This is a genomic window from Campylobacter sp. JMF_15 NE4 (assembly GCF_027737645.1).
In the GTDB taxonomy this organism is placed as follows: domain Bacteria; phylum Campylobacterota; class Campylobacteria; order Campylobacterales; family Campylobacteraceae; genus Campylobacter_B.
The window spans coordinates 36,328-50,219 of record NZ_JAOVTY010000003.1; the positions used below are offsets into that span (position 1 = coordinate 36,328).

At 43.3% G+C, this 13,892-nt stretch carries 13 protein-coding genes and 1 tRNA gene; 8 read left to right on the forward strand and 6 right to left on the reverse strand.

Features of this window, described 5'->3' with window-relative positions; genetic code table 11:
- The first annotated feature begins 258 nt into the window (after positions 1-258).
- From OFN98_RS06940 to OFN98_RS06950, 3 genes are all read left to right on the forward strand, one after another.
- Complete coding sequence (locus OFN98_RS06940) at positions 259-1,494, forward strand: OprD family outer membrane porin (RefSeq protein ID WP_270874998.1); 1,236 nt, start codon at positions 259-261, stop codon at positions 1,492-1,494.
- Between the two features lie 78 nt (positions 1,495-1,572).
- Complete coding sequence (locus OFN98_RS06945) at positions 1,573-2,142, forward strand: c-type cytochrome (RefSeq protein ID WP_270874997.1); 570 nt, start codon at positions 1,573-1,575, stop codon at positions 2,140-2,142.
- Positions 2,143-2,151: 9 nt separating this feature from the next.
- Positions 2,152-2,694, forward strand: coding sequence for a DJ-1 family glyoxalase III (locus OFN98_RS06950; RefSeq protein WP_270874996.1), 543 nt, complete (start codon positions 2,152-2,154; stop codon positions 2,692-2,694).
- Between the two features lie 332 nt (positions 2,695-3,026).
- On the opposite strand, the gene OFN98_RS06955 is transcribed toward OFN98_RS06950, so the two are convergent.
- Positions 3,027-3,188: a hypothetical protein gene (locus tag OFN98_RS06955; RefSeq protein ID WP_270874995.1), complete on the reverse strand. Its 162-nt coding sequence runs from the start codon at positions 3,186-3,188 to the stop codon at positions 3,027-3,029.
- A 225-nt stretch (positions 3,189-3,413) separates the two neighbouring features.
- Here OFN98_RS06955 and OFN98_RS06960 point away from each other — a divergent pair, with 225 nt between their 5' ends.
- Both OFN98_RS06960 and dnaE read left to right on the forward strand, forming a co-directional pair.
- Entirely contained in the window at positions 3,414-3,680 is a 267-nt protein-coding gene (locus tag OFN98_RS06960; protein ID WP_270874994.1) for a hypothetical protein, read from the forward strand.
- 27 nt (positions 3,681-3,707) lie between these two features.
- On the forward strand, positions 3,708-7,835 hold the full coding sequence (dnaE, locus tag OFN98_RS06965) for a DNA polymerase III subunit alpha (RefSeq protein ID WP_270876647.1): 4,128 nt from the start codon (positions 3,708-3,710) through the stop codon (positions 7,833-7,835).
- A 90-nt stretch (positions 7,836-7,925) separates the two neighbouring features.
- Here the strand turns inward: dnaE and OFN98_RS06970 are convergent, their stop codons facing one another.
- Both OFN98_RS06970 and OFN98_RS06975 read right to left on the reverse strand, forming a co-directional pair.
- Positions 7,926-8,606 (reverse strand): aspartate/glutamate racemase family protein, encoded by a 681-nt coding sequence (locus OFN98_RS06970; protein WP_270859755.1) that lies wholly within the window; start codon positions 8,604-8,606, stop codon positions 7,926-7,928.
- The gene (locus OFN98_RS06975; protein WP_270862762.1) at positions 8,607-9,926 is read right to left on the reverse strand and encodes a dicarboxylate/amino acid:cation symporter; all 1,320 of its coding nucleotides are present in this window, start codon (positions 9,924-9,926) and stop codon (positions 8,607-8,609) included.
- Positions 9,927-10,041: 115 nt separating this feature from the next.
- Here OFN98_RS06975 and OFN98_RS06980 point away from each other — a divergent pair, with 115 nt between their 5' ends.
- Positions 10,042-10,287 (forward strand): desulfoferrodoxin family protein, encoded by a 246-nt coding sequence (locus tag OFN98_RS06980; protein ID WP_270874992.1) that lies wholly within the window; start codon positions 10,042-10,044, stop codon positions 10,285-10,287.
- A 93-nt stretch (positions 10,288-10,380) separates the two neighbouring features.
- Here OFN98_RS06980 and OFN98_RS06985 read toward each other — a convergent pair.
- A tRNA-Ile gene (locus OFN98_RS06985) sits at positions 10,381-10,457 on the reverse strand.
- An 87-nt stretch (positions 10,458-10,544) separates the two neighbouring features.
- On the opposite strand from OFN98_RS06985, the gene OFN98_RS06990 reads away from it, so the two are divergent.
- Entirely contained in the window at positions 10,545-10,826 is a 282-nt protein-coding gene (locus tag OFN98_RS06990; RefSeq protein ID WP_270876648.1) for a hypothetical protein, read from the forward strand.
- A gap of 83 nt (positions 10,827-10,909) precedes the next feature.
- On the opposite strand, the gene efp is transcribed toward OFN98_RS06990, so the two are convergent.
- Entirely contained in the window at positions 10,910-11,476 is a 567-nt protein-coding gene (efp, locus tag OFN98_RS06995) for an elongation factor P (RefSeq protein WP_270874990.1), read from the reverse strand.
- A gap of 71 nt (positions 11,477-11,547) precedes the next feature.
- On the reverse strand, positions 11,548-12,357 hold the full coding sequence (locus OFN98_RS07000; RefSeq protein WP_270874989.1) for a DUF234 domain-containing protein: 810 nt from the start codon (positions 12,355-12,357) through the stop codon (positions 11,548-11,550).
- A gap of 124 nt (positions 12,358-12,481) precedes the next feature.
- Between OFN98_RS07000 and OFN98_RS07005 the strand changes: the two genes are divergently transcribed.
- Complete coding sequence (locus OFN98_RS07005) at positions 12,482-13,795, forward strand: aminotransferase class V-fold PLP-dependent enzyme (RefSeq protein WP_270874988.1); 1,314 nt, start codon at positions 12,482-12,484, stop codon at positions 13,793-13,795.
- Positions 13,796-13,892: the final 97 nt, after the last annotated feature.

Genomic DNA, 13,892 nt, shown 5'->3' on the forward strand with positions numbered 1-13,892 from the left:
ATTTTTCACTATTAAAAATAATTCTCATTTGTTGCCATATATTTACTCAAATTTAGCTACAATTACCCTATCGAAATCAAACTCCTTTCAATATTTGCGAAGTGTTAGCGCACTTCGCTTTTTTTATGCAAAATTCAGCGATTTTGGTTAATACTCGGTAACAAAATGGTTATATTTCAGTAAAATTAAGATTGTTTTAAGCAAATAATTTAGTATTTTGTGCTACTATTACGACCATAACTTTTACAAGGAGTTCAAATGAAATTATTCAAACTTAGTTTAGCAGCTGCATTAGCAGCAGGTGCATTTGCTACATCAGCAAGTGCTGTGGCATTAGAAGATGCAATCAAAGATGTAGATGTAAGCGGTTTCGCTTGGATGCGTATTGATAGCACTAAAAATGACAATAAATTTGCTGGCGAAGCTGGCGATAAAGCCGATGCTGCAAGACGCAATGATCACAGATGGAGATTCAAAAGCGTTGTTAATGTAAATACAAAAATCGATGATAACTTCTTCTTCGTAGCTGGTATTCGCTATGCTCACGATGGCGACTGGGCAGAGAGCAGAACAGCTAATGCAGATACAACAAAATTTGATCTATACCAAGGATACCTAGGATATAAAATTGGTGGCACAACAGTTCAACTAGGTCGCCAAAAAATAGGCGCATTCTTCACAGACGATATGTATGGCGATGGTTTGAAAGTCGTTAATCAAGATATCGAGGGCTTAACTCTTGCTGCTCTATATATGGATGCATTGGAGCCAGATGGCGATATTGCTATGAATGCAGAAGTTGCGACACTTGCACCAGATGGTAAAAAACTAGATCAACACAACCTATGGGGTGTAGCAGCTATCGGTTCTTATGATCCGGTATCTTTCCAACTATGGTATGCTAGCTTAGAAGATGTTGTTGATTTATTCGCAGTTGAAGCTGGTCTAAGCTTCGATGTTACAGAGGATATCAACCTAGGCTTGACAGCTCAATACGCTTTCTCTGATTTCGACGGACAATACACAAGCATCCAAGGCGGTGGCGTTGTTGATGATGCTGATTACTTCGGTGTAGAGGCTAGCGCAGATTTGTTTGGTTTCGATGCAAGCGTTGGTTATGTTAAATACGACACAGATGCAGGCACACATTCAAGAGTATCATTTGAAGATGACACTTCTTTCCTTGGCGCAGGCGAAGCTCTAATCGGCTATACAGATTTCGCAGGCGACAACTGGGCATGGTATGCTACACTTGGCTACACTATTCCAGATACTGGTCTAAGACTAGGTGTTGATTATGTAGCTGGCGAATTTGAGGGTATGAACGGAACTGATACAGATGGCTGGGAAACAGTTGTAAGAGCTGATTACAAATACAACAAAAAACTTAGCTTCAAAACTTTCTGGTCACACGCTGAGCTAGAAAAAAATGGCGCGGACGGCAAAGATCAAGAACAAGATTTTATCCGCTTCCAAGCTAGATACGCTTTCTAATCATTTACTCTGATTAGATATAATCCTAGGGCGAGGGCAAAACCTCGCCCTTTTTAAATTCTATCGACAAGGTATCAAATGAAAATTTTAAAACTTTCGTTTTTAGCATGTTTTTGTATGGCTACGCTTTTTGGAGCTAATGAACAAGAAGAAAGCTATGTATTTGAGGCAAAAGGTGAGTTTGCAAAAGAACTAAAATCTCTCATCGAAAAGCATTCCAAAGACGAAAATATCACAGTCAATGTCTATAAAAACGACGGCTCAAAAGGTCGCGTGCTAAATACTATTAAGCATAACCCTGCCGCTGCCAAAGAAGAGGGAGCTAAGCTTTTCGCTGCTAAATGCGCCTCATGCCACGGCTCAAACGGCGAAAAGCGCGCTCACGGCGTCTCTAAAAAAATCAAAAATCTATCCGCAGGCGAGATTGCTATGGCGATTAGCAACTACGGCTCAGATTATGAATATGGTGGCAAAAAAGCGTTTTTAATGAACCCTATCGCACTATCTACAACCTCGACAGAGATAGGCTATATCATCGCATTTTTGAAGGGCGACACTTCATTTTTGCCTGGCGGTTCAAGCTCTGCGCGTGGCGGTAATACCGATATTTCAACCACTCCGAGCGAACAAGGCTCATATCTAAAATAAAGGAAAAAAATGAAAGTAGCCGTTATTTTAGCTAATGGCTTCGAGGAAATCGAAGCAATAAGCGTGGTTGATTTGCTAAGACGCGCCGAAATCGACGCTAAATTTCTCGGTTTAGAGAAAAAATGCGTTACAGGCTCTCACGGCGTGGAAATCATCGCCGATGATTTGCTCGTAAATTTAGACATTAACGAATACGAAATGATAGTTTTGCCCGGTGGATTGCCGGGTGCCGAGCATTTGGCAAAAAGCGAAAAACTAGGCGAAATTTTACGCAAATTTGACAAAGCCGGCAAAAAAATCGGCGCAATTTGCGCTGCACCTTGGGCTCTGGGCACAGCCAGCGTGCTAAAAGATAGCTACACCTGCTACCCTGGCTTCGAGGGCACGGTCGCGCACACTGGCTACACCGCTAGCGCAAATGTCATAATAGATAAAAATATCATTACCTCTCGTGGTCCAGCCACTGCAATGGAGTTCGCACTCGCAATCGTGCGAGAACTAAAAGGCGAGCAAGCTTTTAGCACACTAAAATCCGAGCTACTTTTTAACTAATTTCACTCGCTCGCAATTGCTGTTTAATCTGTCATTGCGAGGCGACGCAGTCGCCGTGGCAATCCAGTAAAATTCCCTAATCCTAAATCTGTCATTGCGAGAATTTTGCGTTAGCAAAATTCATGGCAATCTACGACTTTAAATTTAGAGCATGCGAATTCCGTGTCATTGCGAGGAGCAAAGCGACGAAGCAATCCAGTAAAATTTAGAGAGTGTTAGAAAATTGAATTGGAATTTATCTGAATTCCCCTGGATTGCTTCGCTTTCTGCGAAAGCCCGCAATGACAGCAAATTTACACGCTTTAAATTTTATGCTCGTTGATTGACTTCGCCTACGGCTCGTCCAAACCTGTCGTGCTTCGCACGCCACCGCTACGCTTGTTTTGCTTCGGCGATAAATCGCCTCGCAATGACAATAGCGAGTAAAATTTGTTTAATTTGTCATTGCGAGGCGACGCAGTCGCCGTGGCAATCCAGTAAAATTCCCTAATCATCAATCTGTCATTGCAAGGAAATGCAAAGCATTTCCGTAAAATAAAACTAGCTAAATTTAGAGCGAAGCTCTAAATTTAGCCACCTTAAAAGCGTCGTCGGGGGTTGGGGGATTGTAAGGGGGAAGGGGCGCGACCTCGCAATTCAAGCCCCCCTTCCCCCTTACGAGAAAAGAAAATTTAGTCTAAAATTTAGAAAATAATTCAATGCTAAATTTAGGTTGAAATTTGAATTTAAATTTTCTGGATTGCTTCGGCAAAGCGTCAAGACGCTTTGCTTTTGCTCGCAATGACACGCTTGTAAATGTTTTGGTGATTTTAGCTCGTAGATTGCCACGAATTTTGCTAACGCAAAATTCTCGCAATGACAAATTAAAGGCAAATCAATTGCTTGCTTGCATAACAAATTCGGCGCAGTGTCTGCCAAAACACAGCGATAACACAAAGCAAATTCTCCAAATTTCAAAAAGCCAAAATTTAACCCCTTTTTGCTAAAATGAGCGCAAAATCAAAGGACATTTTATGAGCGAATTCACACATTTACACCTGCATACAGAATACTCATTGCTTGACGGGGCCAACAAAGTCAGCGAACTAGCCAAAATCCTAGCCGAGCGCGGCGCCAAAGCCTGCGCAATCACAGATCACGGCAATATGTTTGGGGCGATCGATTTTTACCAAACCATGCGCAAAAACGGCATAAAGCCGATAATCGGTATCGAAGCCTATATCCACAACCACGATGATATCGGCGATAAAAGCGACAAAAATCGCTTCCACCTAATTTTGCTAGCCAAAAACGAAATCGGTTACAAAAACCTAATGTATCTTAGCTCGCAAGCCTTTTTAAACGGATTTTACTACTACCCACGCATAAACAAAAAATTACTTCGCGAGCATAGCGAGGGGCTTGTTTGCTCATCTGCTTGCCTTGCGGGCGAGGTTGAGTTTCACCTAAATTTAAGCGAACGAAACCTAAAACGAGGCGCAGGCGGATACGAAGCCGCCAAAAAGGCCGCCGCAGAATACAAAGAAATTTTTGGCGATGATTTTTACCTAGAAATCATGCGACACGGTATCGGCGAGCAACTAAATGTCGAAAAAGATCTAATCCGCATAGCGCGCGAGCTTGATATCAAACTCATCGCCACCAACGACGCCCACTACGCCTACAAAGAGCGCGCCACAGCCCACGATGTGTATCAGTGCATAGCCATGGGCAAAACCATAAACGACGGAGATCGCCTAAAACATGTCGTAAGCGAATTTTATGTCAAATCAGATGAGGAAATGCAAAGGCTCTTTGCTGATATGCCAGAGGTCATCACAAATACTGCTGAAATAGTCGAAAAATGCGATTTGCACTTTGCTTTCGAGGAAAAGGGCTACGCGCCCACACCGCCAAATTTCAAATTTACCCTCGAATACGCTAGCAAGCACGGCCTAAGCCTGCCTGAGCCAGAGGCTAGATATAGCTTTGCCAATGATGATTTTTTGTTTGATTATCTATGCCGTGAGGGTTTGAAAGAGAGATTAAAATTTATTGATGAGGCAAAACACCAAATTTACGAAGAAAGATTAAACAAAGAGCTTGAAATCATAAAAAGTATGCATTTCTCAGGCTATATGATTATCGTGCAAGACTTCATCAACTGGGCCAAAGACCACGATATCCCAGTAGGGCCTGGCAGAGGCTCTGCGGCTGGCTCGATTTGTGCGTATGCGCTTCGTATCACCGACCTAGATCCTATACCCTATAACCTGCTTTTCGAGCGATTCTTAAACCCTGCTCGTATCTCTATGCCAGATATTGATGTGGATTTTTGTCAAGCAAGGCGCGGCGAAGTAATTGATTATGTCATAAAGCAGTATGGCAAATACAATGTCGCCCAAGTAGCGACCTTTGGTAAATTGCTAGCTCGTGGCGTAATCCGTGATGTCGCTAGGGTGTGCGATATGCCACTTTCGCAAGCTGATAAAATGGCAAAACTAATCCCAGAAGGCCCCGGCGTAACTCTAACTGGCGTCGGCGATCCCGCTAGCGATAAATACAAACCGGGTGCTTACGAGCAAGAGCCAAAAATCGCCGAGCTTTTGCAAAGCGATCCCACAGCCGCGCAAGTATGGGAGTTCGCGCTTCAATTAGAGGGCTTAAACCGCAACGCTGGCATGCACGCAGCAGGCGTGGTTATCTCAAACGAAGAGTTATGGCACAAGGCCCCGCTTTTCAAGCAAGATAAAGGCGATGACGCGCGTATCGTCACGCAGTATATGAAAAACTACCTAGAAGATGTGGATCTCATCAAATTTGACTTTTTGGGGCTTAAAACTCTCGATGTCATCGACAGCGCGCTAAAACTCATAAAAAGGCGATATGATAAAGACATAATCTGGGAAAAAATAGATTTCAACGACCCTGCGACTTATAAAACAATCCAATCAGGCAACACGCTTGGAATTTTCCAAATCGAGGGCGCTGGCATGCAGGATTTAGCCGTAAATTTAAAGCCAGATAGATTTGAGGATATCATCGCGATGATTTCGCTATATCGCCCAGGTCCAATGGATCTAATCCCGCGCTTTATCGATATCAAACACGGACGCGAGGAAGCCTCGTATATGTTCCCGCAAATCAAGGAAATTTTAGAGCCGACTTATGGAATCATTGTCTATCAAGAGCAGGTCATGCAGCTAGTGCAAACTATCGGTGGATTTTCGCTTGGCGAAGCTGATTTGGTGCGTAGAGCAATGGGTAAAAAGGACGAAAAAAAGCTAGCTCACATGAGAGAGCAGTATTTAGAGGGGGCTAAGACAAACGGCTTTGATGTCGCTAAGGCAAACGAGCTATTTGATATGATTATGAAATTTGCCTCTTATGGATTTAACAAATCCCACGCGGCGGCTTATTCGATGATTACATTTCAAACAGCCTATCTCAAAACCTACTATCCTGCTGAATTTATGGCTGGTTTGCTCACATCTGAGGAGGGAAACACAGATAAAGTCGCCAAATACATAGACGAAGCCAAGCGCCTAGGAATCGGCCTTAAACAGCCCTCAATCAACCAAAGTTTGCGCGGATTTAGCGTAATCGACGATGAGACAAGCGAATCGGGCCAGTCTATCATCTACGGACTTGGCGCGATTAAGGGCGTAGGATCTGCTGCGATTGAAAATATCTTGGAGCTTCAAAACGAAAGGCTTTTTGAAAATATCGATGATTTTGCCACCAGAGTAGATAATTTCAAGGTCAATAAAAAGGTTATCGAGTCCCTAACCTACGGCGGCGCGATGGATTGTTTGGGTAAAACTAGGCTTGCGATTATCCAAAACATGGAAAATATCCTAGATGTGATGAAAAAAATCACAGAAATCAAAAAAGACGCTCAAAGCTCGCTATTTGGCGAAGATGAGGAGATGACCGAGGGGATAAAAGTAAGCTTCGTGGAAAACGCAGAAGAATTTGCGCAAAGTGAAATTTTAAAATTCGAGCAACAAACCGTAGGCGTGTATCTCTCTGGCCACCCGCTCGATGATTATAAAGAGCAAATGAGCGGTATAGATTACCTGCTCTCATCGCAATTTGGCGAGATCACGGGCGATAATGCCGAAATTTTAAGCGTTGGGCGGATCGAGGATATCACTACTCGTATCACAAAAACCGGCAAAAAAATGGGAATTTTGACCATTTTGGATTTGCACGGCTCGTATGAACTAGCCGTATTTGACAACACGCTAAAAACTATCGAAAATTTAAGCCCTGCTGAGCTTGAAAAACCATACGCTTTTATGATAAAAATCAGCAAAAGTGCCGCTGGCGAGGGAGCATATCAAGTTTCCTTCCTTTCAATGCTAAGCCTAGAAAACGCCAAAGACGCTGGATTTAGACCGCGCTCTGGCGTATTTTTAGAGGGAAATCCGCTCAAAGTTTTCGAAAGCGAAATTTCGCCTATCGCACACAGCAAATCGAGCGAATTTGATGAAATTTTGCAAAATGATGGCTCATCAATGAAGCTTTTGTGTATCGGCAAAATCGAAAGCGTAAATTCTCGCACCACAAAATCTGGCTCGCAAATGGCGAATTTAACCATACTCGATTTATCAGGAAGCTTCGAAGTCGTGGCATTTGGCGATGTGTGCGAAAGCGTGCTAGCCCTAAACGATAGCGACCTAGAACGCCCGCTGGCATTTTGGGTAAGGCTTGCGAAAAACACAGGAACTTACGGCGGAAAATATCAAATTTACCTAGATGAAATTTTATCGCTCGATGAGGCGCGAAATGTCGAAAACTACGCCCCTAGCGAAGCGAAGGCTTATGGCGGCTCTGCGCGCAAAGAGAGACGAAATTTTGGCGATAACGGCTTTGAAAAGGGCGAAAACGCCGCACTTGTGGCCTTGCAACAAAGCAAAAAAGAACGCGAAGAACAGCGCAAAAAGGCTGTGGATTTCGAGTTTGAAATAAGTGCTAGCGAGCTAAACCGCGACAAAATTCAAAAAATCTACTCCCTAGCCTTCAACGACAGGGATTTGAAAAACTCCAAACGGCTAATTTTGCGCGTGAGGTTTGAAAACGAGGTTTTGATCTATCCTACCGAATACATCGTCGGCGACGATTTTAGCGAGAAAGTGGGCGAAATTTTAGCTGCGTGAAATTTCTGAAATTTACGAATTTTAAGAATTTTGAAATTTTAAATTTAGCCCAAAATTTGGGCTAAATTTATTAAATTTGATTAAATTTGGCTACGAACGGGCAAATTCCACAATCGCACGCGCAAGTTCAAGCGTAGCGTCAAGGAAAACCTTATCCGTCTCAATAAGTGGCAAAAACAGCGGAATCTCCGTGCAACCAGCGATATAAACATCCGCGTCAATGCTATCTAACACGCTTTTAAAAAGCTCCACATATTCTGCGGTTTTGCCGGCTTTCACACCTTTGTAAATGCAATCCATTAGCTTGGCTTGATTTTCCTCGCCAAGCTCTACGCTGATTAATCCAGCATTCTCTAAGTGCTCATCATACACCCTAGCCTTTTTCGTGCCAGAAGTAGCCAAAACTGCGATTTTTTTGGCATTTGGATAGCGGGTTTGTATCGTGCTAACTGCGTTTTTTGCGATATGGATTAGTGGCAAATCCACAGCCTCCAAAACCCTTGGCGCGAAATAATGCGCTGTATTGCAAACCATGACAAACGCCTCGCAACCTGCATTTTTAAGGCGAGTTGCGCTTTCGATTAGCTTTGGCGTAGGATCCTCGCCCTCGCCGAAAATGCACGCCGTCCTATCCTCGATTTGCGGATAACTATCGATTAGAAGCGGAATATTTTCTTGATCGCTTCTAGCCCCCGTTAATTCTATCGTTTTTAGATACAAATCAGCACTTGCTAGCGGTCCCATACCGCCGATTACTCCGACTCTACGCATTTAATTCTCCCATTTTGAGGTATCTAGTTTGCCCTCTGTTTTAGCCACATATAGCGAAGCCACGACATCACCTGTGACATTCATAGATGTTCTTCCCATATCTAGTATCGCGTCAATGCCTAGTATCATACCATAAGCCACTGCCACGGTTCCAGTTACGCTGATACCTACTGATTCTAGTATCAAAAGTAGCATTAGCGCGCCAGCACCAGGTACGCCGGCTGTTCCGATAGCTGCTAGCATAGAAGTGATAATAATCGTAAAATAGTTTTGAGCAGTGAGATCGATACCGCACGCATTAGCGATAAAAAGCGTGCAAACGCCCAAATATACGGTCGTTCCGTTCATATTCACAGTCGCACCCACAGGCAAAACAAAGCCGTAGATTGATTTTGGAATTCCCATTTCCTCATCAGCCGTTCTCATTGTAATCGGAAGCGTGCCGTTCGAGCTTCTGGTAACAAACGCTGTAAGCATAGGCGCGCGGACTTTTTTGAGGAATTTCGCAGGATTTATGCCAATTAGCATACAAACCACGCAGTATATCGCAAACACCTGCACCGCAAGTCCCACATATAGCGCAATCGTAACGGTCAAAAGCGAACTAATCGCGCCAATTCCAGCTTTGTTAAACACAACGAACATTAGCGCAAAAACACCGATTGGTGCGTATTGCATAACCCAGCGGATAACCTTAAACATAATCTCGCTCATACCATCAAAAAACGCATACACAGTATCTGCACTGCGCGCAATGCGCTCATCGTCGCTACTTTTACAATACGCTAGGCCAATTCCTACAAAAATACAAAACGCGATAATAGGCAAAATTTCGCCCTTAACGATAGCTTCAAACGGATTTGTAGGGATAATATTTAGTAGAATTTGGCTCATCGCAGGAGCGTTTGCGCTCTTTTCCACAGCTTTGGCAGCGTCTAGCTCCAGCCCACTACCAGGGCTGAAAATCAATCCGCACGCCAAACCTATCGCGATCGCAAACAGCGTCGTAATCGCGTAGAAAATTATCGTTTTGACGCCAACTTTACCAAGGTGAGCTGGATCAATCGAACTTGTGCCAATTATCAGTGAGCAGACGATTACAGGCACCATAATCATTTTGAGCATTCGCACAAAAAGATCACCAAACGGCGTTAAAATCGATACCCAAGTGGTATCGCCAACGGTGGCATTTTGCGGTAAAATTATACCCAAAACCGAACCCAAAACAAGCGCAATCATTATGCGCCAAAGTAGGCTTGACTCAAAATACCATGCAAATATACCGCGCTTTTTAGGCGCATTAGCGTCACTTTGCGACATTTTTTCCCCTTTTAAATATAATGTTCTTACGATTTTACAATAAATTTGCATAGAACAAATTTAATTAGGGCTGAATTTATAACGAAAGGTTAAAATTTCGTTTGTTTTCTAAATTTTGCACCATAAATTTGGCGAATTTAAAATCGGACAAGGCGGTATAATCCACCCAAGCGACGCCGATCACTGGATTTATGCGATTGAGCTTTACGCAGATGATAAACTCGTAGCCAAAGCCTCGTTAGAACCGGTCGCAAGCAGGGGATTTTTGAGCGCAAGACTAAATCTAAAAGATGTCAAAACCCTAAAAGCAATCTCTCGCTGTAACCTGCATGGGAATTTTACATTTTCGATAAATTTATAACCACTAAGCCCCAAATTCGGGGCTTTGAATTTTATTTTTTAATTTTATATAATCGTTTTAAAAAAGCTTTTAAAAAAGGCTGAAATTGTGCGGTGGTGGGCTCACCAGGACTCGAACCTGGGACCATCCGGTTATGAGCCGGATGCTCTAACCAACTGAGCTATGAGCCCGATTGAATAAATTGGATAAGCTGTAATTTTACAAAAAATTTCTTAAATTTTAGTTAAAGCGCAAAATTTCGCCAAACGCCAAATTTTTTGCCATGCGATACTCATATTAAACCCGCGCACGCAAATTTTGGCGCCAAATCACGACACATTACAACGCAAACCACGCAAACCACGCAAACCACGCAAACCACGCAAACCACGCAAACCACGCAAACCACGCAAACCACGCAAACCACGCAAACGCGCTTAAAAATATCGCACAAATTTCGGCGCAGTATTAGCCCAAAGCAAAATCAAAACCCAAAGCAAAATTCGGCGCAGTGTTTAAAAGCGCAAGAATATTTAACAAAATTTAACAATAAATTTTAAGGATTAAATTTAAAATTCCCCGCTAAATTCGGCAAATTTAACAATTTTCGCAAATTCGCCAAATTTAATCAGGGAAGGAAGAATTATTTGTTTGCTTTTTCGATATATTCGCCACGCACGGTATCTACGCGGATAATCTCGCCTTCAAGCACATGAAATGGGATTTGCACGACCGCGCCAGTTTCAAGGGTCGCTGGTTTTTTGTTGCTTCCTTGTGTATCGCCACGGAAATTTGGCGCAGTTTCGACGATTTTTAGCTCGACTACTTGCGGAACTTCCACACCGATCGCTTTGCCGTTGTAAAACATAATGCTAACCATCATGCCATCGAGCATCCATTTTTTCGCCTCGCCCACATCCTCGTCAGCGATTGCCACTTGCTCGTAGCTCTCTGTATCCATGAATTGGCAATACTCGCCGTCATCATAAAGGTATTGCATATCTTTTTGCTCTAAATTTGGCTCCTCGCATTTATCGCCTGCGTGGAAAGTTTTTTCCAAAACCTTACCGTCGATGAAGGATTTTAGTTTTGCGCGCACGAAAGCCGCACCCTTGCCCGGTTTTACATGTTGATACTCTACGATTTTAAACGGAATTCCATCAACTTCGATTTTAAGACCTTTTTTCAAATCGCCCATTGAATAAGCCATTTTTTCTCCTTAGTTTGGTTGCATAAAACTGCGATTATACTAAATTTAGCTTTAAATTTAGCCAAATTTAATCAAAGTAAAATTTTAAAATCCTCTATATCAAAAAGCAAAATTCTATCATTTTTGATTTTTTCTAGCTCGCCTGAGAACCCAGATTTCGAAAACAGCGCCACCATATCAGGCGCAAGCGCGGAATTTTCGCACTTTACGAGCAGTTCGTTTAGGACATTTTTTGAGATTTTGCGCTCTTTGTATTTGCACTCGCCCACGACTAAAAACCCCTCAAATTTCGCGAAAATATCAATCTCGCTATTTTTATCCCAATAACTCGAAATTTGCGAAATGTCGATATTTAGGTAGTTTGCGAGCAGTTCGCGGCAGAGTATCTCATAGCCAAAACTCGCGTAATTATCGAAATCCTCCCTAATCTCGCCGATGACTTTTTCGTATTCGCCCTGCGCCAAAATTTGCAAATTTGGCTCGATAAACCTGAACCAAAACCGCGAGAAATTATCGTTAAAATGGACTTTGTCTGTGATTTGATAGCGTCTTAAAATTCGTGGTAATTTATCATTTTTATGCAGTTTTACAGGGCGTTTTTCGTGCGATTTTTCTAAATTTAAAAACCCAGCTTCTAGCAAAATTTGCGTGATTTTTTGCGCGGTGAAGCGGGGCAGTATCTTTGCGACACCGATTTTTTTGCGATCTGATTTGGCGAATTTCATCAACGCTTGTTTTAGCTCTTTTTCATACTCGCCGCCGAAACTAAACCTCTCGCCAATCTCCCTAAAATTCGGCAAAATTTCAGCCTCTATCGCGCTAAATACATCGTCGTATTTCGCGCAAATATCAAAAGCGTCGAATACGAAGTGAAATTTCAAAATTTCACCCAGTTCTAAATGGCCAAATTTGCTAGCCGTCTGTTTTAACCCTAGAATTTCACCCCTCCTAAAACGGCTAATTTTAGCAAGTTTAGGTATAATTTACAAAATTTTGGAGTAAAAAATGCAAATCGAAAAAATAAAAAATGATTTAATACTAAAAGAGGGGCTCAAATACTTCGATTTCGCCGCGTCTGGGCTAGCCTGCAATAGCGTCGAGCGCGAAATCGAGCGGGTTTTGCGCACTTATGCCAACACGCACTCGCTCGGCGGCGAAAACGCCCACACCACGAGCGAATACTACGAAAACGCGCGCGCTAAAATCAAAGAAATGCTAGGGTGCGCTGGCAGATACTACCTCATCTCGTGCGGATTTGGCGCGACAGCCGCGATTAAGAAGCTATGGGAAATTTTAGGCATTTACCTACCGCCAAATACCAAAAAACGGCTAAATTTGACAAATTTCGCCACAAATGAGCGCGCGAAATTTCCACTAATCGTGATCTCTCCATACGAGCACCACTCAGTTGAAATCAGCCTGCGTCAGGCTCTGTGCGAGCTCGTGCGCGTGCCACTGGGTGCAGACGGGCTTATGGATTTTGGCAAATTAAATGAAATTTTAGGCGCAAACAAAGGGCGCGAAATTTATGGTGTATTTAGCGCGTGTTCGAACGCCACTGGGATTTTAGTCGATTATAAGCGGGTGTTTTTGGCGCTGAAAATGCACGGCGCGAAGCTTTTCATCGACGCTAGCGCGCTTGTGGCGCACGATAATGTGGATTTGGGCTTTTGCGACGGGCTGTTTTTTGGCGCACACAAACTCATCGGCGGAGTGGGTGCGTGCGGGATTTTGGCGCTGAAAAAAGAGTTTTTAGAAAGCGCAGAGCCCACATTTGCGGGCGGTGGCGCGGTAAAATACGCTGATTTTAGCACGCAAAGCTTCGTCATCGACAAAGAAAGACTAGAAGAGCCAGGCACGCCGGGGATTACGGCACTCATTAGGGCGTATTTGGCGCTAGATTTGCGCCGTAAGGTGGGATTTACGGCGATAAAAGAGCGAGAGAGCGCGCTAAATGCGAAATTTATCGATGAAATTTCAAAAATCAAAGAGATTAAAATTTACGGAAATTTAAGCGCGCCAAGGGTGCCGATTTTTGCGTTTAATATGCAAAATTTAGCCTCTGATGCCCTAGCCTCCGTGCTTAGCTCTAAATTCGAAATCCAAACGCGCTCTGGGTGCGACTGCGCAGCACCGTATGGATTTGATCTGACGGGGCTTGCGCCAGATCCCGTAAATCAGACCAAACCAAGCTGGGTGCGGGCAAGCTTCTCATGGGTCAATGACGAGGACGATATCGCCTACCTCGCCCACGCGCTCAAAGAAATCGTCAAAATCCGCACAAAGATAAATTTCGTAAGCGGAAAATATCGTTGCTAATCGCCCCCGCAAGGCGGAAATACTGCACCGAACCGCACGCACGATAAATTTCAAGCGTTAAATTAGATTTTGTATAATTTCGGGTTTAAAATTTAAA

Bases quoted from the DNA above. Each gene is read 5' to 3' on its own strand.
- OFN98_RS07005 (WP_270874988.1), top strand. From the start codon at position 12,482: ATGCAAATCGAAAAAATAAAAAATGATTTAATACTAAAAGAGGGGCTC.
- efp (WP_270874990.1), bottom strand. From the start codon at position 11,476: ATGGCTTATTCAATGGGCGATTTGAAAAAAGGTCTTAAAATCGAAGTT.
- OFN98_RS06975 (WP_270862762.1), bottom strand. From the start codon at position 9,926: ATGTCGCAAAGTGACGCTAATGCGCCTAAAAAGCGCGGTATATTTGCA.
- OFN98_RS06940 (WP_270874998.1), top strand. From the start codon at position 259: ATGAAATTATTCAAACTTAGTTTAGCAGCTGCATTAGCAGCAGGTGCA.
- OFN98_RS06955 (WP_270874995.1), bottom strand. From the start codon at position 3,188: ATGATTAGGGAATTTTACTGGATTGCCACGGCGACTGCGTCGCCTCGC.
- OFN98_RS06945 (WP_270874997.1), top strand. From the start codon at position 1,573: ATGAAAATTTTAAAACTTTCGTTTTTAGCATGTTTTTGTATGGCTACG.
- OFN98_RS06970 (WP_270859755.1), bottom strand. From the start codon at position 8,606: ATGCGTAGAGTCGGAGTAATCGGCGGTATGGGACCGCTAGCAAGTGCT.
- dnaE (WP_270876647.1), top strand. From the start codon at position 3,708: ATGAGCGAATTCACACATTTACACCTGCATACAGAATACTCATTGCTT.
- OFN98_RS06950 (WP_270874996.1), top strand. From the start codon at position 2,152: ATGAAAGTAGCCGTTATTTTAGCTAATGGCTTCGAGGAAATCGAAGCA.